The organism is Pedobacter sp. FW305-3-2-15-E-R2A2 (genome assembly GCF_038446955.1).
In the GTDB taxonomy this organism is placed as follows: Bacteria; Bacteroidota; Bacteroidia; order Sphingobacteriales; family Sphingobacteriaceae; genus Pedobacter.
On the sequence record NZ_CP151803.1, the window covers coordinates 1,310,856 to 1,336,099 of the forward strand.

Annotated in this window: 25 protein-coding genes; 18 read left to right on the forward strand and 7 right to left on the reverse strand. The window is 40.8% G+C overall.

What is annotated here, in order from left to right; translation table 11 throughout:
• Positions 1-1,192 precede the first annotated feature (1,192 nt).
• Positions 1,193-2,350 carry a hypothetical protein gene (locus AAFF35_RS05420; RefSeq protein ID WP_342331389.1) on the reverse strand — a complete coding sequence of 386 codons (1,158 nt, stop codon included), beginning with the start codon at positions 2,348-2,350 and terminating at the stop codon, positions 1,193-1,195.
• A gap of 9 nt (positions 2,351-2,359) precedes the next feature.
• Complete coding sequence (locus tag AAFF35_RS05425; protein ID WP_342331390.1) at positions 2,360-3,253, reverse strand: TssN family type VI secretion system protein; 894 nt, start codon at positions 3,251-3,253, stop codon at positions 2,360-2,362.
• Positions 3,254-3,372: 119 nt separating this feature from the next.
• Here AAFF35_RS05425 and AAFF35_RS05430 point away from each other — a divergent pair, with 119 nt between their 5' ends.
• Positions 3,373-4,311: a type VI secretion system baseplate subunit TssG gene (locus AAFF35_RS05430; RefSeq protein ID WP_342331391.1), complete on the forward strand. Its 939-nt coding sequence runs from the start codon at positions 3,373-3,375 to the stop codon at positions 4,309-4,311.
• Here AAFF35_RS05430 and AAFF35_RS05435 read toward each other — a convergent pair.
• Both AAFF35_RS05435 and AAFF35_RS05440 read right to left on the reverse strand, forming a co-directional pair.
• Positions 4,308-6,161, reverse strand: a complete 1,854-nt coding sequence (locus AAFF35_RS05435; RefSeq protein ID WP_342331392.1) for a hypothetical protein — start codon at positions 6,159-6,161, stop codon at positions 4,308-4,310. The genes AAFF35_RS05430 and AAFF35_RS05435 overlap by 4 nt on opposite strands.
• An 83-nt stretch (positions 6,162-6,244) precedes the next feature.
• The gene (locus AAFF35_RS05440; protein ID WP_074609939.1) at positions 6,245-6,679 is read right to left on the reverse strand and encodes a GPW/gp25 family protein; all 435 of its coding nucleotides are present in this window, start codon (positions 6,677-6,679) and stop codon (positions 6,245-6,247) included.
• A gap of 153 nt (positions 6,680-6,832) precedes the next feature.
• On the opposite strand from AAFF35_RS05440, the gene AAFF35_RS05445 reads away from it, so the two are divergent.
• The 16 genes from AAFF35_RS05445 to AAFF35_RS05520 all read left to right on the forward strand — a co-directional run bounded on the left by AAFF35_RS05445 (position 6,833) and on the right by AAFF35_RS05520 (position 21,651).
• A complete protein-coding gene (locus AAFF35_RS05445; protein WP_342331393.1) occupies positions 6,833-7,351 on the forward strand; it encodes a hypothetical protein in 519 nt (172 codons plus the stop codon).
• 5 nt (positions 7,352-7,356) lie between these two features.
• Entirely contained in the window at positions 7,357-7,845 is a 489-nt protein-coding gene (locus tag AAFF35_RS05450; protein ID WP_342331394.1) for a type VI secretion system transmembrane protein TssO, read from the forward strand.
• Between the two features lie 29 nt (positions 7,846-7,874).
• Positions 7,875-8,819 carry a PKD domain-containing protein gene (locus AAFF35_RS05455; protein WP_342331395.1) on the forward strand — a complete coding sequence of 315 codons (945 nt, stop codon included), beginning with the start codon at positions 7,875-7,877 and terminating at the stop codon, positions 8,817-8,819.
• 6 nt (positions 8,820-8,825) lie between these two features.
• Positions 8,826-11,183, forward strand: a complete 2,358-nt coding sequence (gene tssR / locus AAFF35_RS05460; RefSeq protein ID WP_342331396.1) for a type VI secretion system protein TssR domain-containing protein — start codon at positions 8,826-8,828, stop codon at positions 11,181-11,183.
• Positions 11,184-11,193: 10 nt separating this feature from the next.
• Positions 11,194-13,710 (forward strand): ATP-dependent Clp protease ATP-binding subunit, encoded by a 2,517-nt coding sequence (locus tag AAFF35_RS05465; protein WP_342331397.1) that lies wholly within the window; start codon positions 11,194-11,196, stop codon positions 13,708-13,710.
• A 73-nt stretch (positions 13,711-13,783) separates the two neighbouring features.
• Complete coding sequence (locus AAFF35_RS05470; protein ID WP_124579113.1) at positions 13,784-14,230, forward strand: hypothetical protein; 447 nt, start codon at positions 13,784-13,786, stop codon at positions 14,228-14,230.
• A 38-nt stretch (positions 14,231-14,268) separates the two neighbouring features.
• Entirely contained in the window at positions 14,269-15,660 is a 1,392-nt protein-coding gene (locus AAFF35_RS05475; RefSeq protein ID WP_124579111.1) for a DUF5458 family protein, read from the forward strand.
• 144 nt (positions 15,661-15,804) lie between these two features.
• A complete protein-coding gene (locus AAFF35_RS05480; protein WP_074609953.1) occupies positions 15,805-16,374 on the forward strand; it encodes an NAD(P)H-dependent oxidoreductase in 570 nt (189 codons plus the stop codon).
• 180 nt (positions 16,375-16,554) lie between these two features.
• Positions 16,555-16,950, forward strand: a complete 396-nt coding sequence (tssD, locus tag AAFF35_RS05485; RefSeq protein ID WP_069377473.1) for a type VI secretion system tube protein TssD — start codon at positions 16,555-16,557, stop codon at positions 16,948-16,950.
• 38 nt (positions 16,951-16,988) lie between these two features.
• On the forward strand, positions 16,989-17,384 hold the full coding sequence (tssD, locus tag AAFF35_RS05490; RefSeq protein ID WP_069377472.1) for a type VI secretion system tube protein TssD: 396 nt from the start codon (positions 16,989-16,991) through the stop codon (positions 17,382-17,384).
• A gap of 135 nt (positions 17,385-17,519) precedes the next feature.
• The gene (tssD, locus tag AAFF35_RS05495) at positions 17,520-17,915 is read left to right on the forward strand and encodes a type VI secretion system tube protein TssD (RefSeq protein ID WP_342331398.1); all 396 of its coding nucleotides are present in this window, start codon (positions 17,520-17,522) and stop codon (positions 17,913-17,915) included.
• A gap of 119 nt (positions 17,916-18,034) precedes the next feature.
• Entirely contained in the window at positions 18,035-18,430 is a 396-nt protein-coding gene (gene tssD / locus AAFF35_RS05500) for a type VI secretion system tube protein TssD (protein ID WP_342331399.1), read from the forward strand.
• Positions 18,431-18,620: 190 nt separating this feature from the next.
• Positions 18,621-19,517, forward strand: coding sequence for a LysR family transcriptional regulator (locus AAFF35_RS05505; protein WP_342331400.1), 897 nt, complete (start codon positions 18,621-18,623; stop codon positions 19,515-19,517).
• A 36-nt stretch (positions 19,518-19,553) separates the two neighbouring features.
• On the forward strand, positions 19,554-20,522 hold the full coding sequence (locus AAFF35_RS05510) for a putative sulfate exporter family transporter (protein ID WP_342331401.1): 969 nt from the start codon (positions 19,554-19,556) through the stop codon (positions 20,520-20,522).
• 83 nt (positions 20,523-20,605) lie between these two features.
• Complete coding sequence (locus tag AAFF35_RS05515) at positions 20,606-21,079, forward strand: acyl-CoA thioesterase (RefSeq protein ID WP_342331402.1); 474 nt, start codon at positions 20,606-20,608, stop codon at positions 21,077-21,079.
• Between the two features lie 104 nt (positions 21,080-21,183).
• Positions 21,184-21,651 carry a DinB family protein gene (locus AAFF35_RS05520; RefSeq protein WP_342331403.1) on the forward strand — a complete coding sequence of 156 codons (468 nt, stop codon included), beginning with the start codon at positions 21,184-21,186 and terminating at the stop codon, positions 21,649-21,651.
• Here AAFF35_RS05520 and wrbA read toward each other — a convergent pair.
• Positions 21,632-22,834: an NAD(P)H:quinone oxidoreductase gene (wrbA, locus tag AAFF35_RS05525; protein WP_342331404.1), complete on the reverse strand. Its 1,203-nt coding sequence runs from the start codon at positions 22,832-22,834 to the stop codon at positions 21,632-21,634. The two genes, AAFF35_RS05520 and wrbA, sit on opposite strands and share 20 nt — an antisense overlap.
• Before the next feature lie 95 nt (positions 22,835-22,929).
• On the opposite strand from wrbA, the gene AAFF35_RS05530 reads away from it, so the two are divergent.
• Positions 22,930-23,730 (forward strand): AraC family transcriptional regulator, encoded by an 801-nt coding sequence (locus AAFF35_RS05530; protein ID WP_342331405.1) that lies wholly within the window; start codon positions 22,930-22,932, stop codon positions 23,728-23,730.
• A gap of 102 nt (positions 23,731-23,832) precedes the next feature.
• Here the strand turns inward: AAFF35_RS05530 and AAFF35_RS05535 are convergent, their stop codons facing one another.
• Both AAFF35_RS05535 and AAFF35_RS05540 read right to left on the reverse strand, forming a co-directional pair.
• Positions 23,833-24,273 carry a DUF983 domain-containing protein gene (locus AAFF35_RS05535; protein ID WP_342331406.1) on the reverse strand — a complete coding sequence of 147 codons (441 nt, stop codon included), beginning with the start codon at positions 24,271-24,273 and terminating at the stop codon, positions 23,833-23,835.
• 11 nt (positions 24,274-24,284) lie between these two features.
• A complete protein-coding gene (locus AAFF35_RS05540; RefSeq protein WP_342331407.1) occupies positions 24,285-25,154 on the reverse strand; it encodes a helix-turn-helix transcriptional regulator in 870 nt (289 codons plus the stop codon).
• Positions 25,155-25,244: the final 90 nt, after the last annotated feature.

Below are 25,244 nucleotides of genomic sequence, written 5' to 3' on the forward strand. Positions count from 1 at the left end.
AACTGAGTATAAGACATTCCAATATGTTGTTAATGATTGTAATGACTATTTTGTTGGTTTATGAAAACAAGACAACAAGGTTAATACTACTATTGATTTGTCTCTATGGAGTCTTTGACTTTTTTGCGTCTGCAAATGATAACAATGCTACTTTTATGAATTTCACTAATGAAATATATTGGTTTAAAAATAATGGCGGCTCATTTTTTCGTAGAATTATATTATTATATCCACTTTTTTTTTATTTGGGAACGTCCATTACTTTGATCGCAAATTGCTTTAGGGAAAATCATTTAGTTAAAAATAAACTACAATAAAGCGGGCAATAACTTCACGAGAGTTTATTATGCTGCGAGAATAAGGCTTCAAACGCCAGGAGATCATTTATTACTAATCAAAAAACAATGAGTAGCAAGCAGATTGTTTTTTACAACAAAATCGGATATTGAACCAATATTAAAAGAGATAGAAGAATCTTTTGATATTCAATATTTTTTGATGGGACTCTTTGATAATCTAGTCATTACTCATCATAATTCAATATTTGATGATCCTAATATTGATTTTGCATCTTTTGGAGATTGGAGTTTTACTGATCGGTATTTAATTATCCCAAAGAATGCTAAACTTGGAATTCGAGAAATTGAGTAAAGAAAGGGGGGAATAAAATATGCGGTAGATTTATTAATTAACCCTCAGGGAATCTAATTAAAGCTTGGGGGCATCTTTACGAAAAAGGAGGATGTTTTGATTGCAAGTAGCATTGAGATCACTTCCAATGGTCCTGTTTCATCAGACCTATATAAGTCTTTTTCAAAGAAAATTAAGAATGAATTTAAGCGTATTGGTGTGTTCTATGTCGGGCAGGAAGCTGAAGATAAGTTGGATGCTGGTTGGCGTTTGGTGTCAAATGTTAATTCACCGGAGGGGTATGATTTAGTGAAATCTTAAGTGTCAGAGCTGATCTGTACATTTCGGATATGACAAAAAGGTTAATGAATATTTCGTTACAAAAAATGGTAAAAGAGATAGACCAACGGTTCAAACAGAAAGGTAGATGGGATATCTATTTATGTGGCGAAGAATAAATTATATACCTAAATAACATGACTATGTTGACGAGAAAATCCCGTTGAAATTGCTTCCAACGGGATTTTTATCAATAAGTAAAATGAGGTCTTTCTCTTGGTTTTTAATCCAGCAATGTCCAGCTTCTTTTCGTTTGAACCTGCTGCACCACTTGTTGTTCTGCGACAACGATATTTTCTTTGCGCTGACCAATGTATTCCAGCATACCCAGCTTATTCCAAAGGGCAACCATTACTTTTAAAAACTCTTCCGTCATAGACATGGAAGCATAGATGTTCTGATGGTCATAGACCATCTCGATCATACGGGCAAGGATTTCTTCGAAGTTTCCTGGTGTTACGTCTCTCCATTCGTAGAAATATTTTAGCATTTCTTCTCTTTCCTTAGATTCTACCAGTTTGATTCCGGTAAAGAACACATGGGCAAGATTTGAGCAATAGCCTACGATATAGACCGGAGATTGCTGATAACCGAAATTTCTATAGTTGAAGAAGATCTGTGCAATGTAATCCAGCAGTTTTTCAGACAGCAACCGGATATTTTTACCCAATGGCGTGATGGAATCTTTTCCTGTAGTCTTGTCGATGATCTTAAAGGCCGCAAGCTGCAGATCATTGATGAGGCTGCTAAACAGTTCATAATAACGCGTTAAGCCAGGATGACTGATCATGCTGCTGCTGGGAGGGATGTAATTATGATTGATGGTAATTCTGCCGCTTTCCTGGATCAGCTGTCCGATGGTCAGGTGATAACTGTCTGTGGCTTTTGGAGCCATTTCAGATGCCGGTAAAATGGTAATGCTGTAATTTTTAGAAATGTCCGGATACCTTGGCGGATTGTCTTCCGGATCAGGATTCCCTGAAGGCATCCTTTCGAATGGGTTCACCATCAGCAGAATGTTAAATACCATCACTCTGGAATGATCTATATTTTCACTGCTAAAATATTGACTGTAAGTCAGCTGATCCTCGAAGTTGGAAGAGCTCTCAATGTCTATTCTGCAACCTTCGGCAGTGATGGCATTACAATGCCTCACTTTAACCTCAATATGGTTCGTTGCCTTTTCCATGATCTCGATGTCGTGCGACAAGCGTTGCCCTGCAAAAGGAGGGAGCAAACCATAGTTGAAGTGGTTGATAAAAACAGAATTCGCATCTCTGACAAAATCCTGGTTAAATTGATCTGTAGCAATAAAATGATTGCTGGAAAGCTTCATGCCATCCACCCAGTTAACGGGCTTATATTTTAATGGTGAAATCATAGTCGTCGGTTATATAAAAATAGATTCGTCACCTACTTTTTCTGGTTTATTAGCGTTTTCAGATACTCTTTTTGCATAAATGGTCATCTTCTCTGTAATGCCATTGTTGATGATGTCCAGGTCCGGATCAATAAAGATGTTCTTCTTAAAGAAGGAGGTCTTGATGAAAAATATCCATTTAAAAGATTCAAAATCTTCTCCCATATATTTCACCGGAGTTTTTGGGAATTTCAGGTTATAATCTTCGATGAATTTGTAGAACCAATCACCAAATACCATATTTTCGGGTGCTTTCGCTTTTACTTTCAGGGGTTCAGGGTCGTTGGTATTTTTATACAATTCCAGTTCGAGCACGAGCATGCGGTCAAAATCAAGGTGATCCAGGTTGATGTTCAGCGGGCTTGATGGATATTGCCAGATCTTATAAATTTCTGTAGGGATGCTGATCAGTGCGACATAGGCCCACCAGAACAAAACAGGAACAAAGAAGGTCACCAGGCTCGTTGCGGCCCAGATTCCGAAATGAATGTCACTAAGCCAGTTGAAAGCCAGTTGGAAAAGGTAGAAGCTGAGCAGGCAGCTAATTAATATCGCAAATATTACAAAGAACTTTCTCTCGAGCAATTCTTTTGGGTAGTATTTTGTGAACAGGTATACAAAAAGAATTCCGAGTCCTATAAAATAGATTTGACAAATGATATATCCCCATGGCATAAAATCAAAGCTCAAAAAGCCAAGAAATCCAGGGAGTGCAAGGAATACGCTAAGTACTAAAATGCTAACTATTAGCCTTTTGTTGTTTAGAAATTGATTTTTCTTATTGACAATAGAAAGTAGCGCAGCGGAGACAATAAAGATTAAAGGAAAAAGTAAATAACGAATAAAAAATGATTGAACGTCCATTAAATAGTATTTGATGATTTATGCTTAATCTGTTAACAAATATAGTACCTTAAATTTTTTAATATAAAAATGGTATAATTATTAGGGTATGTAGGTTTAAGTATGCGGTAAATAAATATATGAAAGAGAGTTTACATTTGAAAAATGATCTCCAAACGGATTTTAAGGCTACAGCTTTGGCTGCGGAACTGATTGAAGCGGGAGATTTTGAAGCCGATCAGATTGCCGTACTTCCCGTTGGCCCCAGAAAAAGAGCGTTTGCCAAAGAAATTGGTGGCCATACCTTTTATTATTCCGAGAGTAAACGGAAGGATTGCATCAATATTGAAAGTCATCAGGAAGGTTTATATGATATGCTGCCGGAAGGCCTTTTTCATAATCCACCTACCGGAAGCTCCGGGATGTCGGAGCAGCAAATGGTTGAAGATGTCCAGTTTAGAAGAACGGAGGAGAAAGATGCCAGAAAGTTTTTTATGCCTTTCGAAGCAGAGGTCAATCAGCTGAAAACCATTCTGGAGCTTTATGAAAACAGACTGGATAAAAAAACAACCTATAGCGACCTGACCAGAATCTTTGCCGCAGAATGGAAGGAATTTGAATTGTTTGATAAAGAACAAAGCATCATCTGGATGCACCTTTTACCGGTCATTCATCAGAAACGTAACGACGTTATCTTCCTCGGACAGCTGCTTTCGGTTCTTTTTAAAACCCCGGTGGAGGTACTGATGAAACAGTCGAATGTTAAGCCTAAGTTAATAGACGAGCATATGCAGTTTAAACTTGGTTTTGGTGCGCTTGGCATCAACTCCATCATCGGCAATAGTTTTGCCACCGATGAAGAGGAAATGATCATTAATATTGGACCTACAGATACACACCGTCTGCTTAGTTTTATGCCAGGGACTTCGCATTCCCGTATCATAGATCTTGCAGTGTCTTATCTGGTTCCGGTAGAGACGGAAGTGAAGGTCAACCTGCTCGCCAGCGAGGCCAACAGGTTGGGTTCTTTAGGTGCTGATAGTGAAAATGCTTATCTTGGTTTTACCGTTTACCTTTAATCGAGGATCAGGCGGTAATGGATGTTCATCGTGCTGCGGATTTCAAGTTTTGATTTGGTCAGCTCCAGCATAGACTTCCATTCCTCTCTGCTCAGTTCGTTCTGCTGACTGGGTGTGATTACAATATCGGTCGTTTTGATAAAACCTTCTTTTGGATTTGGGGTCGCCATGAGTCCTTTCCGGATGTTGACCGCCTTGATCTTTGTCCCCAGTTCATAGAAACAGAAATTAATAATGTCAGACTGAGTCACAAGTCTGTTTCCCGTAGTAAGGCCATATTTATAAGCCTGAACCCGGTTTCCTGCATTTAACCGCGCCCTTCCACCTTTAGAATTACTCAATAGGAACAGGCTTTCCGGCATCACTTTACTGCTTTCAAAAGATTGCAGGTGACTTCCCGAACGAATCTGATTTCCCATTTCGGCATTGGTGGTCCAGAACTCCAGAAACATGATGTCTGCATTGTTCAATGGCTTTACAATCACATAGTTCAACAGCTCTTTGATCATGCTCAACTGTGCTTTTGTTTTTTGTTCGATGATCGAGATATTTTGTTCCAGATCCTTTAAAGAGCTGTTTAGAAAATCAGAGCCATAAGCAGAAAAAGCAGCTTTTTCATCCCTCAGGAGCTCAAAAAGATAATCGACAACTTCTTTCGCATTCCGGCCGTCAAAGCGTTCTGAGCCACCGTAACGGATGGAAAAAGAACCTACATTACGGTCGTCATAATGGGTATGCGGGATTTCTGTATAGGTGTTTCCGAGCTTGTCGCTAAGGGCATGTACGGATAAAAACTGGTCATGGTCCTGCAGCTTTACCGGGATGATATTGGTCATCATTTTTAGGCGGTGTTTAATCTCAAACATCCGCTTATTCACGACAGGGAAGGCATTGGTAGAGATGTGGAGCTCATCGAGCATCACATCAGATATGGCTGCCGGAAACTGGACTTTAAACCAAAGGACCGGCTTTTTAAAGCTGACCAGGCTTCCCGGTTGAAAGACATTTTCGAATTCCTTAGGGTAGAGTTGTAAGTATGGGTGGGGAAGGAAGATGTTCTCGTCGTCGATGGTGAGAAAGCGACTGGAATAAAAGGCCTGAATGTCCTCATTGAGGAGGTTCAGGACATCGTGTTTTTCAAATGGCGACTGGAAATTGTTTTCCGGTTCCATATGGAACTTATTCAGGGAAATATTAACCGGAGCATTGTTGATCGACCATTTGGACAAAGAAAGGAGGTCGTAAGTATGGTCATTTACGACATAATTTCTCCAGTCAAAATAAAAGCTCATCCCTTTAAATGTAGAGAGTCCGGGCGTAACTTCTACCCCAACATAGATGGTGTTGTTTTCCAGTGAATTTCCGGGAATGGTATTGCTGAGTAGTAATTTGTTGTGCTGTCCGTCAATCTGAAACAAGTTATTTCCATTGGCGAGGTAAGAAACTCCCGAATTGAATACTTTTACTGGTTTCAGCGGGCTGAAAAATACGTCTACCGCATTTTCCTTATTCGATTCATTTTTGTCTTTTAACTTTTTCCGGTGAAAAAACTGTGTTTTGGTATCGATGGTTTCTATTGCTTCAAAAGGCCTTGCATGAAGGATTGCATGAGCGGGAAGCGCAGAGGTTAAGGTGTCTGATGCGAGGATTCTGGATATTTTATCGAGTATTCTGTTTTCCAGATTTTTAACATCATTGGAAACTCCGAATATCTCCGTGCTCAGCGCTTCAATGATCAGTTTTACCAATGGATCAAAATCATTGGTATTTTTTATTCCCCAATAGTCTTGTGCGTTTTTAAGGATTCTATTTCGGATTTCGTCTTTTGAAGAGTAAAATATGTTTTTCATCTTGTGGAGAATGATTGGTTTGATGGATTAACAGGACTGTCTATAATTGTGTGCATAGTATCCTTAAAATAGAACAATTTGATTTAGCTGGATAATGGACTTAAAAAGAGACCGGTGTTGAAATAATATTTTTCTCCTGTTATATTCATTTTTCCCCAGATAGAGATATCTACCTTTTTCTTAATTTCTGTAACATTTCTGATGGAAAATATCTTCTCTACCTCACTCATTTTAATTTCTACCTCTACCTGGTACAGTCTGGGCTCATATTGCGTGATGGAACGCAATAAGGATTGTCGGAATTTTTCTTCCCAGGTGGTTTCGCTTACAATTAATTCAAAGTCCAGATCCCAGATTTCGCAGCCGAAATTGCGGTTGTGCCGATGCTCTCCATACCTCGTGAAAATGATGAGTTCTATGTTTTGAGAGATAGATTTTCCTATATCCGCCTCTTTCAAATCCTTGTTTTCGAAGATGTTTTTTAGCCGAAACGGTTTATTATATAAGAAATCTGACATGACGTTGTGCTTAAATGGAACAATAATTGGTAAAAGGTTAATCAATATTACGTCCAAAAAATGAAATAGGGTGACGTTCTAAGAAAATTATAAAAAAAATGTTTTCGTATTTAAAAACTTAATGCAGCTCAATGCCAAACCAACCATCCCACTATGAAACCAATCAACGCTCAGGAACTTAGCAAATCTTACCGGCTCTTTGTTTTGAATTTTATCCTGCTGACTTCTTTTGCCATTCTTTGTGTATACCTGTTTTTTGTATCCTCAAAATTCGAATACCAGCTGCTGGAAAAAGAAGTGAAGCAAACGGATATGCTGCTGGCCAAAAGAAAAGAAATCAATACCAATTTTGATATGATCTTGCAGCGCTTCCAGCAACTTTCCAAGTATACTTCTATTGGTTCTGCCGAAATGAACAATCAGGCGATCATGCTGGAAGATATTCAGAACAAAAATTTTAGGATCAGAGAAATCATCAAAGAACAGAAGTCTGATGCAAGCAGTTTTCAGCTGTATAAAAAAATGACCGATGACGTTGCGCAGATGGCAGGGATTCAGGATTCTCTGTTTGGAACAAAATTTCAAATCGCCAACCTGAAGAGCCAGCTGGAATCTTGCCTGAGAACAAATCAGGCTGCGACCAAGAAATTGAAATCAGGAATATTTAAATAAGCACGATGATTAAATTAAGTATAAAAGAAAGAAGAGAACAGTTTCTGTTTTTTATCGGAATTTTCCTGTTTACTGCTACATTATTGAGCTTTGGCCTTTTCCATGATTATGGAAATGGCAGAATGGTGTCCAAACAGGATCTTGCAGATAAATTAGCGCAGAACGCCGAATTTGAAGAAACGGTGAAAGATCAGCGTGCTACGGTAGATACCACTTACAAGCAGATCATCAAGTTTGATCCGGGGGTACAAGCTGTTTTCCTGGAGAATGACATCAAAAATTCTTTGAACTCTATCAAGTCAAATTATGAGAGAAGGGCTTCAGACTTACGCTATAAAACATTTCTTCAAGCCTCACAATTGTACAATGACCTTTTTTACGACAGGAGAGAGCTGAAAGGAAATAACAATGATATGGAAGGACTGAACAATTCTCTGAAGGATTGCAAGCTCTCTACCAATCAGTTGAAACAGACCATGGGCAACCAGAAATAACTGAATAAAAACAATCAAACCACAAGAATATGGCCGACACTACTACCAATGGAAAATCAGTGAGCAGTAATTCGCAGGGATATATATTTCTGTACATTTTTATTGCAATACTCGTTCTCGCCGCAATCATCTTTTTCTTTAAGAGTTCCGTTTTCGATAAACGTACTGTTGATGCAAGGATCTTAAAAGACGAGATGTACTTAAATGAAGACCTCGTATTTACAGACAATACCAGAAATGCCAAAAAATGGCTCTGGGAATTTGGTAATGGTGCCAAATCGAATACACAAAACGGAAGCTACCGCTATTTAAAGTCAGGTTCTTACATTGTCAGGCTAACCGTTGACGGAGAGCTGCGTGAGCAATTTCCAGTAAACGTAAGGGATACTGCAATTGCCGCGATCGATACTTTAGTGAGCATTAACGGACCCACTTCAGGGGTGGTTAATGAGGAAGTGAGACTGGAAGCAGAAGGAAAAGCAGGCTTATATGAATGGGCTTTTGGAGAAACAGGACGCGTGGATGTGAAAGGCAGAACCGCATTGTACACTTTCCATTCACCAGGACAATACATGGTGAAGTTAAGTACCGATAAAGGTCACAGACCGGTGTACCATACGATCTTTATCACTGACCCGAATGCGGTAATTGATACCGAACTGGTATTACCGGGAGAAGGGGAACGTAAAGTGATTGATGACATCAGGGCGAGGCTGCAGGCCATAGCCAATGGAGCTGATTTTAACTCGAATTATTATTACCTGACGCGGAAGTACATGTGTAACAATGAGAAAGTTACCGTTGCTGTAGAGCAGGATAACGTGAAAAAATCCAGCGACTTTTACTCTTATTGCATGGGCTTAACTTTTGGCGGTGAAATCGTCGTAGACGAAGCACAATTGACCATTAGCCCTACTTCTAACTGTGCCATCCTGGTAAATATCAAACAACATTCAGCCAAGACTGTAAAATAACCACCTATGAAACGAATGATCTCCCTCTTAGTACTCATCACCCAAGCTGCATTTGTTATGGCACAGTCGCCGGCCGCATTTGGGAAGAAAGTAAAATATATGCCCAAGGCTTTCGAAAAGCCGTCTGCGGGTACTGATTTAAGCACTGACGGCAAAACGACAAACTTACCCTGGATCGTTTTCTCCGACAGGGACGAAAACTATACCACGACCGCTCCTGGCGGAAGTCTGATCATGAAGAAATTGAACTTCATGGAACCTTTTTATGTGTCCAAAGAAGAAAACGGATATTTAAAACTGATCAAGTACAAAGCAGGAATGATCAGGGGCAGAAAGATCAATGATAAAAAAAGTGCGATCAGTTATGGCTGGATTCCGAAATCAAAGTTGTTGCTTTGGCAGCGTTCTTATTCCAATCAGAAATCAGGTTATCCGGAAAAGTCTATCACCGTCATCAATGGTAAAATGCCGATGACAGAATCGAAGTTCTATTATGACAATACCGATTCTGCTTATGTTTACAATTCTCCGGAATTGAAACAACGTTCGTCAAAAGTAAGGCTTCATGAGATCTCTTACATTTTCAAAAAATCTGAAGATGGAAAGAAATACCTGATCGGAAATGAAGATCAGCTGGTGGCAGACAGTGCAAGAAAAAGTGTTTATGGATGGATTGCAGCTGATGCTGTTCATAACTGGGGAAACAGGTTATTCATTTCTCCATTACAGATCAACTCTTACGAACAAAGTGATTCTGTGGCTTTCGCCCTTCATGGCGTACACATGGATCCGCTTCTTGGTGCCAATGATCTGATCCTGAGAAGTTCTCCGGTAGTTGCGGAGGAAGGAAACGGACGTTATGTATTGGGTACTGCCGCTGATGTATATAACAAATCGGACAATAAAGTCATCACGATCAGCGGTTCGGCACTGCCTTACCTGAGCTATCTTGACTTGAGAAAGAACATTCATAAGATCAATGTGGTTTTTGTAGTCGATGGCGGAAGTCCGATGACGAGGTATTTCTCGGGATTGACGAACACGATTCAATCATTTGAAAATGTTTTCAATGAATATGGTAAGAAACACAATTTAAGCTATGGTGCTGTGGTTTACAGAGATGGTGTAAGTTGCGCCTCTACCGGGATTTTAAGTTCTCCATCTTTATCTCCGGATTACAGAACGCTGATGTCTTTCCTTTCCAAAGAGGCGAAGAAAACAGAAGGATGTAATGGAAGGATCGCTCACCAGCCGGTTTATGACGGCATTAAAGCAGGGTTAAACCTGTTGAAAAATCACCATAATGAAACGAACCTGATTGTATTGATCGGAAGTACTGGAAATGAGGGGGCTACGGCTTACCGTTTGAACCAGCTGACGGAAGATTTTGCTCAGGTCGATGCGAGGTTATTGGCGATCCAAATGTATAGTGATTACGATCAGTTGTTTAACAACTTCGTATTGCAGTCTAAAAAACTGGTATCTGATGCGGCGGTTTATGCGGCAGACAGAAAGAAAAGATTTTTGGTAAAAGGAGAGGGGTTAAATAGTACTCAGGCTTACAATACCAGTAAACTGGATTCTATTTCTTACTACCTGGATTACCCTAAAAACAGTCTGATTCAAGGTGGGGTAGTTTTCCCGACAAAAGGTTCTGTGAATTCTGCGGAATCTATGAATATCGCCCTGAAACGTTTCATCAAGGAAACGGATATGGACATTACCAGCCAGATCAGTTCTCTGGATAGTGCTTTCCGTTTAACGGGGATAGAGCGTAAAAACTTATCGGTTATTGTAGAGTCGCAGCTGGAAGCTCCGGTGTATGGTGATGTAGCGGATAAAATGCCGCACAATGCGTTTAAATATTACATGACCAATTCTGTTGCTGATGATATCGTAGCGAAGAATAAATCATTGTTACAATACTCGGTGGTTTTAAATACCATGGAATTTAAGCAGCTAAATGACATCTTTTCTTTGATGATCGGACAGAACCTTCAGCCGGATCAGTCGTCCTTCAGAAGTAAACTGGTAAAGAATTACATCAATATTCAACGTCAGCTTCTGGATATGGATGTCTCGAAAAGCGACATCAGGAAAATGAGCCTGGCTAAATATTTCAGAACGGTAACCGGTTTACCGATTCAAAATGACCTGTTAAACAAATACACGGTAGTGGATTTGAAGAGAGGAAGTAAAATGCCACAGTTGGATTTTGAGAACTATTTGAAATTTTTGATCGGATCGAGTGAGCGCATCAAGAGGAGTACTCAGGTGGGTCAGCAGTTCATTTCCAATGGAAAGACTTATTACTACATCACAGAGCAGAATTTTATTGCACCTGTGGAAAAAGAAACCCCTTAGTATTTAGATTATGAGTCTTACAAATATCAGTGAATCAGTAAAGCTAGCCATCAGGGTTGCACAATCTCTGGCTAAGGAATACCATAACCCGGAATTTACTGCGGCACACCTGTTAAAAGGGTTGATGCATAAAGACGTGGGATTGAGGCAGTTTTTATCGTCCATCGGCAAAGATGAGGAATACATCAGTGAATGGGCAGAAGTAAGAATTGAAGAACTCGATAAAGCGGCTTCTGCTCCGGACGAAGTAAAAGGAAGTCCTGAGATTGCTAAGGTTTTTGAAGAAGCCGATCACATCAGGATTAAACTCGGACTGGATCTGATTACTCCGGTATGTATCCTGACGGCATTGTGTAAGCCAACTGTTGGGTTTAAACCGGACGAGTTGAAATCATTCCCGATCAAGGAAAGAGAATTGCTGGATTTGTATATCAAAGATGAAGAGATTCAGCAGGTCGTCTCTCCTGCCGGAGGAACAGGGAAAGAAGCCAAGTCTTCTGGTGCAGCAGGCGCATTGCACAAATACTGTATTGACCGGATTGCCCTTGCCAGAGATGGAAAGACAGATCCGATCATCGGCAGAGACCGGGAAGCAAGGATGATTATGGAGATTCTTTGCAGGCGTACCAAACCGAATGTGATCATCACAGGTGATGCAGGGGTAGGTAAAACAGCGCTTGTAGATGGTTTTGCACAAGATATCATTGCAGATAATGTTCCTGAGCTGCTCAAAGGAGTTCAGCTTTTTGAACTCGATCTGGGTTCATTAATCGCAGGGGCTTCTTATAAAGGGGAGATTGAAGACCGTCTGAAGAACATCCTGAAAGAGATCAAGCAATTTGATAAAGCAGTGTTGTTTATCGATGAGATCCATACCCTTTTGGACAATAAAGGCCCTATTGGCGGTGGCGTGGGCAATTTGCTCAAACCGGAACTGGCCAGGGGAGAAATCACTGTTATCGGTGCGACCACGATCGATGAATACCGTAAGATCATAGAACCTGAACAGGCTTTCAGCAGAAGGTTTGAAGTGTTACAGGTCAATGAACCGAATGAGGCTTCAGCCATTAAAATGCTGGAGAAACTGAAGGAAAAATATGAGGATCATCACCAGCTGAAAATTCAGCCGGATTCGATCCCTGAATGTGTAAGACTGGCCAAACGTTATATGAAAGACCGCCGTCTTCCGGATTCTGCTTTTGACTTGCTGGACAGGACCATGGCAGCCATGAAAATGATGAACGATACTTCCGATAAAGTTTTGGAGGAATTGTCGGCCAGACTTGGCGAACTGGAAATTTCGGAAGAAGCCGAAGAAATCAGGTTGGCAGATTACCGCTGGTTGTACAGTCAGCTGATGGATAAGGTCAGTCCTGTACTTCTTGGTCAGCTGACTGACGAAACGCAGGTAGAAGCCTTTGAAGCGATCGAGGAATACCATGATTACCTGAGCAAGAACCTGGCGGCATTAAAGCTATTGGCGGAGCAAAAAACAGATGAAGTCCACAAACAGGATATCGCTTCTATTGTCTCTTATAAAACAGGAATTCCTTTAGGAAAGATCCAGGCTCAGGAAAAAGAAAAACTCCTGAATATGGAACAGTTTCTGAAGAGAAGGGTCGTAGGACAGGATCAGGCTTTAAGGGCGGTTTCTGATGCGATTCTGGAATCCAGAAGTGGACTGAACAAAAAAGGACAACCGATCGGATCGTTTTTCTTATTGGGGCCAACAGGAACCGGTAAAACGGAGCTGGCCAAATCTATCGCCGAGTTTCTCTTCAATGATGAGAAAGCAATGATCCGTTTTGACATGTCCGAATTCAAGGAAGAACATTCTGCAGCCTTGCTGTATGGTGCGCCTCCGGGATATGTGGGCTATGAAGAAGGTGGTTTATTGGTCAATAAAATCAGACAACAGCCTTATTCGGTCTTGCTTTTTGATGAGATTGAAAAAGCACACCCTTCGGTCTTTGATACTTTTCTTCAGATTTTAGATGAAGGACATATGCACGACAGGCTGGGTAAAGAAGGTGACTTCTCCAATTCCCTGATCTTATTTACTTCGAATATCGGAAGTGAATGGATTGCTGAACAGGTGGCCAAAGGAGAGATTCCAACTTCACAACAGTTGATGGAAATTATGGCCCGACATTTCAGACCGGAGTTTTTAGCGCGCTTATCGGAAATTGTGCCTTTTGCGCCAATTTCAGAACACAATGTGGTGCGCATCTTTGAGATTCAGCTGAAGAGCTTAATCGAGGCGCTGGACAAACAAGGCATTGCTTTTGAGATAGAACCGGAAGCGATCAAGATGCTGGCCCTGAGTGGATTTACCCCTAAGTATGGCGCCAGACAGTTGTCGGGAGTGATCAGGAATGAGCTGAGAAGGCCGATTTCCAAATATATCATCTCCGGAGAACTGAAGAAAGGAAACCTGATTGTGATTAAAAAACACGAAAATGAGGAACGTCTGGAATGGGAAATTATCGAACAAAGCGCTGTAACTGAACTGGAAAACAAAATATAAGTAAATAATGTTTTCTTAATTAAATTCAATATTTTTAATAAAAAAAGATCTTAAACCCTTAAATATCAACACTATGTTTAACTATGAAATTGGTGGTAACGAAAGAAAAATAGATACCTCCGAAGCGTTTGCAGACATTGCCTATAATAAAACTTTATTCATACAGAAGCTGACAGATAATGATCCGATCAAACCTGAAAAAGTAGAGGGTTTGAAAACTGTACAGGAAGTTTTTAATCATTATAAACCAAAGGTGAATGTTGCATTTGAAAGAGAAGATGGATCTACCACACCTGAAACCCTTCATTTCAGTAATCTGGGCGACTTTGCCGTAAAGCATATCATCACTCAAAGTACCCACCTGAGCAATGTGAACATCGAAAGGGAAATGTCCCTGAATGTGATCAAGCAACTGAAGTCGAACAAGACTTTGAAAGCGACGCTTGATGATGAAGAAACTAAAAGTGCTTTTATCAGTGCTTTGAAAAATTTTGTTGCTGAATTAGAAGAAAATAAATAATTCAGTAATCCCCCGAAGAACGATTTAAAAATATTAGCATGGCAACTCCAGAAGAACAAAAAATAGCACAGGATTCATCACAGGAAACGGCATTTAAGCCGGCGGAAAAGCAAAGTCAAGAGAAACTTTCCCTTCAGGACAGTTTGGATAAACTGGCAAGGGTAGGTGGTTTTGATCTGTTGGAAGCAACAGTAGATGGTTTACAGAACTTAAACCCGGAAAGAAAAGCAAGAAAGCAAATCTTCCTGACCGGTGATGAAAAGAAAAAGGAAAGAGAGGAACTGAAAAAGAAAATCCAGTTGTGGATTGATGTATTGGAGGGTTCTGATTCTGTAGCTTCTATGGTAGATAAGAGCACAGAGAAATTAAAAAATGCAGAAGAAAACCTGAATAAGAACATCGCTTCAGCATTGGAAAGTACGAGAGAACTGGAGCAGGCTTACCGTTCGGTAAACTTGTTCTATCAAAATACAGAAGCAGACAAAGTGAAGAATGTGATCATGATGAATGCTTCAATGGACCAGATCAAAGATCTGGACAACCCAAGGTTTATCGATTATGTAAGCGATGAGCTGAAACAAAAATACGATAGGCTGGATCTTCGCGAGAACTACTCTTTAATGGTCATCCCGGGATATATGGGCTCTAATAAAGTGGTAGAGAAATGGAGCAAGATTGCCTATGAAAATAAAGCAATGCTGGTTACTGATTTCGCGGATCTTGATCAGCCGGATGATGTGATTGACTTGTTTACGGCTGCTAACCTAACCGGTGGTGATGCTTTCAAATCAAATACCATCATGACCTGTAACTGGTTGGTGGGAAGAGGAAAGGTTGCTGAAGTAGGTGAAGAAGATGATTTAACGGTACCCGGATCTGCAGCTTTGGCTGGTAAGATGTATTATACTTTGATGTCGCAGGTAACTGCAGGTAAGAAACATGGTGCCATCAACGATATTGACGGGGTGAAGTTTGACCTGAAGAAAAGTGAAATCTCGCACCTGGAAAGGATTGGTTTGGTACCTATGGTAAATGAGTATGGAAAAGTAATGGCCTTCTCGGCTAAAACCTTATTCAACGGAGACAACATCGGTCTGCAGACTTATTCTGTAGTACGTGTATTTGATTACGTAACCAAAGTATTGTTCGACTTCCTGAACAGAAGGGCTTTTGAAAACTGGACTTCTAAAACAGAACAGGACCTCCGCGGACAGATCGTGAAATTCCTGGATGGTATTCAGGGACCTGAGCGTCTGATCGAGCGTTTTAAAATCATGCGTTTTGAGCGTGATGAAGTACAGAAAGATAAAATCCACCTGGACATTCACATTACTCCTTATTTCCCTGCAAAAAGTTTCGTCGTGAAACTGGATGGGCAGAAAGGGGAGGATGAGGAAACCACCTGGAGCTCAGAATATGCACAGCAATAGCTAATAATTTTTTTCTTTTTTAAACAATGTCCGGACAGATTGAATAAATCTGCTCCGGATTTTTTTTTAAGCCGGATTGCATTTCCTGACTTAACAATTTCTTTATAATTTAGCACCTCAATGTTTACTTAGGCCGGGGAATAAATGAAACAAGTATTGATCATCAATGGTGATCCTGAAAAGACCGCTGCGACAAGCCACCTGATCCAGGCTTACCATAAGGGAGCCGCGGATGCCGGTGCACATGTGAAGGAGATTGCAATTATCGATCTGATCTTTAATTCCAATAAGCAATTCAACAACCGGGTTCCTGAACTGGAGCCGGATTTGAAACGCGCATTGGATATGATCATGTGGGCAAACCATGTCGTTTTATTCTGTCCGGTATATTTATCATCGATCCCTACCAGAATTAAAGGATTCTTCGACAGGCTCTTTATGCCCGATCAGGTTTTTGTATCCAAATTTCAGAACATCAGCAATAATTTCAGCGGCAAATCAGCACGCATTATCTCCATTCTGGATGAGGAGACTTTTGAGTATTGGAAACAAGACAAGAAAGTCACTTACCTGTCTATAAAAAGAAACGTTTTTGAAAACTGTCGTTTTCATCCCGTGCATACGAGTACAATCGGCCAGCTGTATTCCCTTGAGAATGATTACAGTAAGAAATGGCTGAGGAAATTAGAGAGCTTCGGTTCAAAGATGATGTAAGACAACGAAAAGAAAGGATTTTTATTTTTTCAGAAAGAAAATGAGTTATTACGCCGGAAAACGCGTTTTGAAAATATTTTTATTTTTTTTCTGATATCCTGTTGATTATTAGGTAATAATGGCAAACTTTTTGACGTTATAGGACTAGTTAATTAAATAACAACCCTAAAACCAAAAGTTATGGCTTTCAAAGCAAGATTAGACTTTTCGGGCAAGGAGTACGATGTACTTCACTGTGCCTATTCCCTAAACCGTGATGTAGATGCAAAAGGAAGACCTTCTTCCGGAGTGTATGGTGGAACGATCGATATCGAGATCGAATCAACCGAAGATACCTCTGTCATCGAAGCAATGGTAAACAACCAGTACAAACCTTTAACCGGAACTTTACTGATCAAAAAATCAGAAGAAGATGCGAAGATGAAGGAAGTTCATTTTGAAGACGGATATATTGTGAAATATTCCGAAGGAATCAACATTGTTGGGGATAACCCGATGACCTTGAAATTCCAGATCTCTGCCCGTAAACTGAAACTCGGCAACGCTGAGCACACCAACGACTGGCCAAAGGCATAATTCAAATTCAGGAAGTTTAACATTTAAAAAACATTATCATGGCATTTAAAACCAGGCTGAACTTAGGTTCAAAAGAATTCGATGTGTTGCAGTGCAGCTTTTCATTGAACAGAGACGTAGACGCAAAAGGACGTCCGTCATCAGGTGTTTACGGTGGAACAATCCATCTTGAAGTAGAATCTACAGAAGATACTTCAGTGATTGAATCTATGGTGAACAACCAGTACAAGCCACTTTCAGGCACGATCACCTTTAAAAAAGGCGAAGAAGATGCAAAGATGAAGGAATTGTCTTTCGAAGACAGCTACATCATCCAGTACAATGAGGGTATTGCCGTTAACGACAATACACCAATGACTTTAAGTTTTGTAATATCGGCGCGTAAGTTGAAGATCGGTAATGCAGAACATATCAACGACTGGCCGAAAGCATAAGCTTTTTCAGTTCGGTGAAAAATACGCAGGACCAATTGCTGGTCCTGCTTTTTTATGGGTAAAAATTACAATGTTGGCAGACTTTTTGTATTATTGTAAACAGTAAATAAATTTTTTTCACCCAAAAATAAAGTTATGGCTTTCAAAGCAAGATTAAACTTTTCGGGCAAGGAGTACGATGTGCTCCATTGTTCTTATTCCCTAAACCGTGATGTAGATGCAAAAGGAAGGCCTTCTTCCGGAGTGTATGGCGGAACAATCAACATAGAGATTGAATCGACGGAAGATACTTCAATCGTAGAGTCTATGGTAAACAATCAATACAAACCTTTAACAGGCACGCTTCTGATCAAAAAGACAGAAGAAGATGCGAAGATGAAAGAACTTCATTTTGAGGACGGATATATTGTGAAGTATTCCGAAGGAATCAACATCGTTGGCGATAACCCAATGACCTTGAAGTTCCAGATTTCTGCCCGTAAACTGAAGATTGGCAATGCTGAGCATACCAACGACTGGCCGAAAGCGTAATCTACCTTCATTTTATTTCCTCATCTTTTCATAGCAGCATACTGTTATATCAGATAATGATTTAATTTTAGGGAAGAAATCAATTCACAACATTATTGACAAATTAAAATAATACTATCATGGCTTTTAAAACCAGATTGACTTTAGGATCTAAAGAATTCGATGTGCTGCAATGCAGTTTTTCATTAAACAGAGATGTTGACGCAAAAGGTCGTCCATCTTCAGGTGTTTATGGTGGAACCATTCACATTGAAGTGGAATCTACTGAGGATACTTCAATCATTGAATCAATGGTGAACAACCAATACAAAGCATTAGCAGGAAATATCATCTTCAAAAAAGGAGAAGAGGATGCAAAGATGAAAGAACTTTCATTTGAAGATGGATATATCATTCAGTACAATGAAGGAATTGCTGTGAATGACAAAACACCGATGACTTTAAGCTTTGTCATTTCTGCAAGGAAATTGAAACTAGGAAACGCAGAACATACCAACGATTGGCCAAAAGCTTAATCCTAAGATAAAATTAAGGCCGGTCTTCGGACTGGCTTTAAATCTTCATAGATTCATAGGCTTAACATCATCTGGCGGTTATGCAACGTAAATTCTGATTAAAACCAATAGAAAATAACCTTCAGAACGAATACCTTAAAGGATTTTGCTAGTTTTGAACTTCTCGTCCAGGGAAGCTCAAATTAATAAGATGGCAGATTTTCGATTAGAAGTGTTTTATACTGTAGCCAAGCGTCTCAGCTTCACCAAAGCAGCAGCCACGCTGTTCATTACCCAGCCAGCGGTAACGAAGCATATTCATGAACTGGAACAACAGTATAATAACAAGTTATTCGAGCGCAAAGGAAATAGCATTCAGCTGACTTCAGCGGGAGCGTTATTGCTCAGTCATACGGAAACACTCTTTGCCATTTACCGGAACATTGATTTTGACATGAACTCCCTGGTTCATAAAAAGGAAGGCTCGCTGAGTCTTGGGGCCAGCACAACCATTGCCCATTATATCGTTGCCCCCTTATTGGCGGGATTCAAAAAGAAGTTTGAAGACATCCGGCTTAACCTCATCAATGGAAATACAGAACAGATCGAAAAAGCTTTACTCGATAAAGAGATTGATCTGGGGATTGTAGAGGGCAAATCCAAAAATCAGGAGATCAGTTATACGGAATTCATCAAGGATGAGATTGTATTGGTTTGCAGCAATGATCATCCTCTGGCCAGGAAAGGCGTGTTGGATCCGGAAGCCTTAAAATCACATGCTTTTGTGATGCGGGAGCAAGGTTCCGGAACGCGGGAGGTGATTGATCATGCACTCAAAGAGGTAGGCTTGAAAATGTCCGATCTGAAAATGGAAATCCAGTTGGGAAGTACGGAAAGTATCAAATCTTATTTAATGAACTCTTCCTGCCTGGCTTTTATTTCCATTCATGCGCTGAGTAAAGAACTGCAAAACGGAAGCCTGCACATTATAGATATTGCCGGACTGAGCATTGAGCGTTACTTCTATTTCATTCATCTTCAGGGAATACTGGATGGTTTGTCGGAAGTATTCCTGCGTCATGCCCGCTTGTTTTATAACTTGAAGTAATGGGAGATTAACATTAGCAATTTGACCCGCAGGGCCATGATCCGGACCTTTGTTCCAACAATGGAAGAGATTATGGAACTGAGCCTGAATACCCGAAAAGTCGTTTTTTTATTAGCCGCATTGTTGTGCCTGATGCCTTTTATGTCGCCACCATTGGCGTTGCTGATGGGATTGATTCTCGCGCAGCTGATGAAACACCCTTACCTTCATCTAAATCAAAAAGCAACCAATTTATTATTGAAAGTTTCTGTGGTGGGATTGGGCTTTGGAATGAATGTGTTTTCGGCCATCCGCGCTGGTGGGGAAGGCTTTTTATTCACAGTTGTTTCGATTTTCGGAGTGCTCATTCTAGGGTTCATCCTCGGTAAGATTTTCAAAATAGAAAGGAAAACCTCTTTTCTGATCTCGTCGGGGACGGCGATTTGTGGCGGAAGTGCCATCGCGGCATTGTCGCCGGTAATGAATGCAGGAGAAAAAGAGATTTCTGTTTCCCTGGGGATTGTCTTTATCCTGAATTCCGTAGCCTTATTCCTCTTTCCGGCTATAGGTCATCTACTGGGACTATCGCAAAGTCAGTTCGGCATGTGGTGTGCCATAGCGATCCACGATACGAGCTCTGTAGTAGGTGCGGCCAGTAAATACGGAGAGCAGGCCTTACAGATCGCAACCACAGTTAAACTTGCGCGTGCCCTATGGATTATCCCTGTAGCACTGGGAACTGCTTTTCTTTTTAACAGCAGCCAGCGTAAAGTTCAGCTCCCTTATTTTATCGGTTTGTTTATCATCGCCATGCTGGCCAATACTTTTCTGCCTTTTGTGAAATTGATGGCTCCTTACCTGGTGATGATTGCCAAATCAGGATTGACCTTAACCTTATTCCTGATCGGCAGCGGGCTGTCTTTTAAAGTCATCCGTGTAGTTGGTGTAAAGCCCTTTTTGCAGGGATTGATCTTATGGACTGCCATTTCCTGCGCTTCACTCTGGGCAATTATGAGCTTCGTTTAACAAAAGAATGTGTTTTTGTCTAGGATAAAAGCAATAAATAAGGGAGATTTAAAGTATTAAATTCAACCTTTATTCAGTGCGTTATGCAGAAGAACATGATTACTTTTCGCTTTTTGAGCGAACCCGGAGATGTAAATTTTGGTGGTAAGGTCCATGGTGGGGCAGTAATGAAATGGATTGACCAGACTGCTTATACCTGTGCGGTAAAATATAGCAGTCAGTATTGCGTAACGGTATATGTTGGAGGGATCCGCTTTGTCAATCCGATTCATATCGGCGACATTGTAGAAGTTCAGGCCAGAATTCTCTATACCGGAAGAACCAGCATGCACATTGGCGTAGACATCATGACGATCAATCCTAAGACCAAAGTAGAAACCAAGGCAACGCATTGTGTGATTGTTTTTGCGGCGGTAGATGATGCAGGGAAAACGGTACCTGTTCCGGAATGGGTTCCCGAAACGGAAGAAGAGAAAGCCCTTCAGAAATATGCGATTCGTCTGGCAGATATGAGGAAAGAGATCAATCAGGAAATGCAGTATTATTTCAACGAGTAAGATCGGAGGTGTTGTAATTAAGAATGCCTCTAGATTGTTTTATTTAAGGTATTCTTGTTTACAAATCCTCTTTTTTTAACCAATTTTGAGTAAACAGAAAAAACATGACTCAGAACGATTATATCCATATTTACGACAGAGATTTACAACGATTGATCACCGAAATGGAAGCCTATACCGATCCGGAGGAAATCTGGCTCGTTGCGCCAATGATCAGCAATTCGGCAGGGCATCTTGCACAGCACCTGATTGGGAACTTAAAAACTTTTGTGACCCAGCAACTTGCTGGGTTTCCTTATCAGCGCGACAGAGATGCAGAGTTTAATTCCAGGAGATTCAGCTATGGGGAGCTGCTAAAAGAACTTTATGCACTTAAAGCCGAAGTGGTAGAAAGCATTAAGCGCATTGACGATTTACAAGCCCCTTATCCTAAGTTGATCAAAGACGTATGTGAAGGCCAGTCGATCGACTTTATGTTGGGTCATTTGCTGGCTCATCTGGCCTACCATACCGGTCAGATCAACTACCATAGAAGGTTGCTGAGTACAGCGGTTATTCCAGCTCAAAAATAGCCTGGATCTCTACTGAAGAATTCATTGGCAGGGAGGAGGCACCAACAGTAGCCCTGGTGTGCATTCCGCTCTCGCCAAGAATTTCTACAAGCAGATTAGAAGCTTCGTTCATCAATACTGCATGTTTGGTATATCCGGCGGGCGTGTAAAAGAAACCGGTTAACTGTACCGCCTGTTTCACCTGATCCAGGTCTCCGCCAGCTGCCTGTTTTAAGACGGCAAGAACGTTTAATAAAGTCTGACGGGTGGCAAGTTTGGCCTGCTCTTCGGTCACTTCAGTCCCTACGATTCCGGGGTGTTCTACCTTTCCTGCTTTTAAAGCAATCTGGTTGATAAAAACCTGTTTACCTGAAATCCGGAAAGGTTTATAGTTTCCAACCGGGGCAGGGGCATCCGGAAGAACAATGTTTAATTCTTTTAATCTCGCTTCGATACGGCTCACTTTTGGCAATGAAGACGTTAATGGAGCAATTGCCGGCTCTGTTTTCGTGAGCTGATATCCTTTCGCCGCTTTAGCCAGGGCATATCCCTGCAGTGCAGCAATGTGTAATTCTCCTTTAGAAGGTCTTTCGCCGGTTGCACCAGCAAGGGAAGAAGCGCCAAATACCGTATTTCCCTGAGGAATGGATTTGTCGATTTCAGAAGTACCCATGATCCCCGGAGATACGATCGTCATGCCATGTACGGCAAGGGTATTCCAGAAGGACAATATCGCGCCTTCTCTGCCCGCTCCACTTCCTGCCGACATAAATACGGTGGCTGGTTTTCCTTCCAGTTTATGGGCAGTCCAAAGCCCGGCCGACTGATCGAGGAAGTAACGCATGTCTGCAGACATGTTTCCGAAATGGACAGCAGAGCCGAAGGCGATCCCATCGTATTCCGCCAATTCATTGATGTTTGCATATGGAATATTGCCAAAGACCTGTTTAGCTTCGTTCTCCAGTGGCTTAATTCTGGGAACTTGTTTCAATATGGCCTTAGCTCCGGGTAGCTTTTCTATTCCGGCAGCGATCTCTTTCGCCATTTTATAGGTTCCTCCGCTCTCTGTATTGAACAGAACGAGCACCTTTGTTTCTGAATTATGATGGGGCATTTTGCTTTGTGCTTTTAATAGTGAACAGCTAAACAGTGATAGGAATATTAAAATACCTGTTTTGATGCGCATTGAGTTTACTGAATCCATGTGATTATTGATTTAAGATTTACAAGCACAAAGGTCCGGAAATGTAGCTGTCTTTAAATGTCTATATTTGCCAATAACATGTTAATATACGACAAATGAATAGCGCGAGGTTTTGTCACTTAACCGTTGATGCGGTACAAAAAGAGGCTTATGTATGGCATGAGGCCGATTGGAAGTTTTCTGATGAATGGCATGCCCATCACATGGGACAGTTGATCTTTGTCGAAAAAGGCGTGCAATACCTGCATACTGCGGAAAGGACTTATTTGCTGCCTACACATCATTGTGCCTGGATTCCCCCTGGATTGGTTCATCGGACATCCAGTCCTGTAAAGCAGGTTTATCTGCGTTGTATCTTTTTGAGTAAAACAGCAAATGATCCCTTTTTTCAGGAACTCAATATCTTTCATACTTCTAAGGTCTTGCGGGAAATGATCCTTTTTACAGAACAATGGTCCCGTTTGGAAGAAGAAGATGCACTGGAACTGGATTTCCTGAAAGCATTGATAGGGATTTTACCCTTGACCTTTAATTCAGCACTGCCTTTGGTCCTTCCTGTTCCTCAGGACCCCCGGATTGCCAGTATGATCGATTACCTGACCGATTGCGTGGAGATTGGAGGGGATATGGCAAATGAACTCAAAATACCGGAAGTGGCAAAGCGGTTTAACCTTTCGGCAAGAACAATGGAACGGCTTTTTAAACAGGATATTGGAATTACGGTTGCCGGATATATCAAATTGTATAAAGTGATAAAAGCGGTAGAGTTGCTTTCTGTTTCGGGAGAGAACGTAAAGAGTGTAGCGGTGAAGGTTGGATATGATAGTGTTTCTACTTTTAGTAATACCTTTTATAAGGTGCTGGGGCTTCGTCCGCAGGAAATGATGGTTCCATAAAAACTGATCTTTATACCGATCGGTCAGCGGTAAAACCGGTTGATCAATAAAAAAGGGTTGACAGGAGATTTCCTGTCAACCCTTTTATCAGGTATTGTTGAATTATTTAGCCGCTACAGCTGGTTTATTTACTTTTGAAGGATCGTAATGTAATCCCGGAGATAACCAATATAACAGGATCATTCTGGAATAGCGGTAGTTGAAAGGAGAGAACAAAAATACGCCTATCAGAAGGATGCCTACATAATACCATAGGTTTTCATAAGTCAATGGCAAGCCTAAAACATAGGCTGCAACGCTCATGGAGATCATCTGTGCGACATTCATGGCATAGCTCACGAACATGGCTACATAAAAATATCCGGGTTCACGCTCGAATTTCAAGTCGCAATGCGGACAACGTTCGTTCATTTTTTGTACTTTGAAGCCATAGGTGGCGCCGGTGAAAACTTTACCTTCTCTACATCTTGGGCATTTGGAATGTGTAATGCCATACCATTGAGAAACGTGTGGTGTATGATTTAATTGATCTGTGCTGCTCATATCTGTGTGTTTTAATTGTCTTGTTTTCTGAATTTATCCGGTGTTGCGCCCACCTGTTTTTTAAAGAATTTAATGAAATAGGAGTGATCACTAAAAGCGAGCTTCTCCGAGATTTCAGCAATAGAGAGTTCCATGTTGATCAATAGTCGTTTGGCTTCTAAAATTACCCTGTCGCGAATCAGTTGCCCTGCAGGAACTCCTAAAAGGTCATTGCATAATGCATTTAAATGATTCGGGGTAATGTATAATAACTCCGCATATTGTTTAGGAAACCTCAATTCAATAAAATTAGTTTCGATTAATTTTTTAAAGCTCTTCAACAGGGTTTGGTTGTAGGAATTGGTTTGGGTCTGCTGTTTCAAGCTGAGGCCCCTGGATACCTGAATAAAGATGTTTAACATTAAGATCCTGACCAGGTCAGCATCAAAGGCACGCGCTTCCTTTCCTTCGTTAAGGATCTCTTCAAAGAGTGCCGTAACTTTCTCCCTTGCTTCATTGGGCAATACCAATACTGCATCTCCGGAATGTTCATCAAAGAAGCTGAAATTCTCCAGATATAAGGGGTTGTATAAAAAGGATTTGAAATAATCTTCAGAAAAATTGATGATATAACCTTCTACTTCCGTGTTAAAAGACCAGCTGTGTACCTGTCCCGGGGTCATAAAGTAAATCAAACCGGGCATGACCGGATAATTCTGAAAATCTATAGTTTGGGTCCCGCTGCCACTGGTAAAATACACCAAATGGTAAAAAGAGTGGCGGTGTGCGGAATGTAAGTGTAAATACTGTTTAGAATAATGCCCAAATCTGCTGACAAGGATACCGGCATTTTTGTATTCTTCAAAAGTACTGATGTCGTAAACAGGGATGTCATTTTTCATATACAAAGATACTTCTTACCCCTGATTTATAAGCGGTATTAATTCTTCATAAAATGGTACTATTTACTGATTTGTTTTCTATTGCTCTTG

Bases quoted from the DNA above. Each gene is read 5' to 3' on its own strand.
- AAFF35_RS05505 (WP_342331400.1), top strand. From the start codon at position 18,621: ATGGCAGATTTTCGATTAGAAGTGTTTTATACTGTAGCCAAGCGTCTC.
- AAFF35_RS05465 (WP_342331397.1), top strand. From the start codon at position 11,194: ATGAGTCTTACAAATATCAGTGAATCAGTAAAGCTAGCCATCAGGGTT.
- tssD (WP_069377472.1), top strand. From the start codon at position 16,989: ATGGCATTTAAAACCAGGCTGAACTTAGGTTCAAAAGAATTCGATGTG.
- AAFF35_RS05540 (WP_342331407.1), bottom strand. From the start codon at position 25,154: ATGAAAAATGACATCCCTGTTTACGACATCAGTACTTTTGAAGAATAC.
- tssD (WP_342331399.1), top strand. From the start codon at position 18,035: ATGGCTTTTAAAACCAGATTGACTTTAGGATCTAAAGAATTCGATGTG.
- AAFF35_RS05450 (WP_342331394.1), top strand. From the start codon at position 7,357: ATGATTAAATTAAGTATAAAAGAAAGAAGAGAACAGTTTCTGTTTTTT.
- AAFF35_RS05420 (WP_342331389.1), bottom strand. From the start codon at position 2,350: ATGATTTCACCATTAAAATATAAGCCCGTTAACTGGGTGGATGGCATG.
- AAFF35_RS05425 (WP_342331390.1), bottom strand. From the start codon at position 3,253: ATGGACGTTCAATCATTTTTTATTCGTTATTTACTTTTTCCTTTAATC.
- AAFF35_RS05430 (WP_342331391.1), top strand. From the start codon at position 3,373: ATGAAAGAGAGTTTACATTTGAAAAATGATCTCCAAACGGATTTTAAG.
- AAFF35_RS05530 (WP_342331405.1), top strand. From the start codon at position 22,930: ATGAATAGCGCGAGGTTTTGTCACTTAACCGTTGATGCGGTACAAAAA.
- AAFF35_RS05480 (WP_074609953.1), top strand. From the start codon at position 15,805: ATGAAACAAGTATTGATCATCAATGGTGATCCTGAAAAGACCGCTGCG.
- AAFF35_RS05435 (WP_342331392.1), bottom strand. From the start codon at position 6,161: ATGAAAAACATATTTTACTCTTCAAAAGACGAAATCCGAAATAGAATC.
- AAFF35_RS05520 (WP_342331403.1), top strand. From the start codon at position 21,184: ATGACTCAGAACGATTATATCCATATTTACGACAGAGATTTACAACGA.
- AAFF35_RS05470 (WP_124579113.1), top strand. From the start codon at position 13,784: ATGTTTAACTATGAAATTGGTGGTAACGAAAGAAAAATAGATACCTCC.
- tssR (WP_342331396.1), top strand. From the start codon at position 8,826: ATGAAACGAATGATCTCCCTCTTAGTACTCATCACCCAAGCTGCATTT.
- tssD (WP_342331398.1), top strand. From the start codon at position 17,520: ATGGCTTTCAAAGCAAGATTAAACTTTTCGGGCAAGGAGTACGATGTG.
- AAFF35_RS05445 (WP_342331393.1), top strand. From the start codon at position 6,833: ATGAAACCAATCAACGCTCAGGAACTTAGCAAATCTTACCGGCTCTTT.
- wrbA (WP_342331404.1), bottom strand. From the start codon at position 22,834: ATGGATTCAGTAAACTCAATGCGCATCAAAACAGGTATTTTAATATTC.
- AAFF35_RS05455 (WP_342331395.1), top strand. From the start codon at position 7,875: ATGGCCGACACTACTACCAATGGAAAATCAGTGAGCAGTAATTCGCAG.
- AAFF35_RS05440 (WP_074609939.1), bottom strand. From the start codon at position 6,679: ATGTCAGATTTCTTATATAATAAACCGTTTCGGCTAAAAAACATCTTC.
- AAFF35_RS05475 (WP_124579111.1), top strand. From the start codon at position 14,269: ATGGCAACTCCAGAAGAACAAAAAATAGCACAGGATTCATCACAGGAA.
- AAFF35_RS05515 (WP_342331402.1), top strand. From the start codon at position 20,606: ATGCAGAAGAACATGATTACTTTTCGCTTTTTGAGCGAACCCGGAGAT.
- AAFF35_RS05535 (WP_342331406.1), bottom strand. From the start codon at position 24,273: ATGAGCAGCACAGATCAATTAAATCATACACCACACGTTTCTCAATGG.
- tssD (WP_069377473.1), top strand. From the start codon at position 16,555: ATGGCTTTCAAAGCAAGATTAGACTTTTCGGGCAAGGAGTACGATGTA.
- AAFF35_RS05510 (WP_342331401.1), top strand. From the start codon at position 19,554: ATGATCCGGACCTTTGTTCCAACAATGGAAGAGATTATGGAACTGAGC.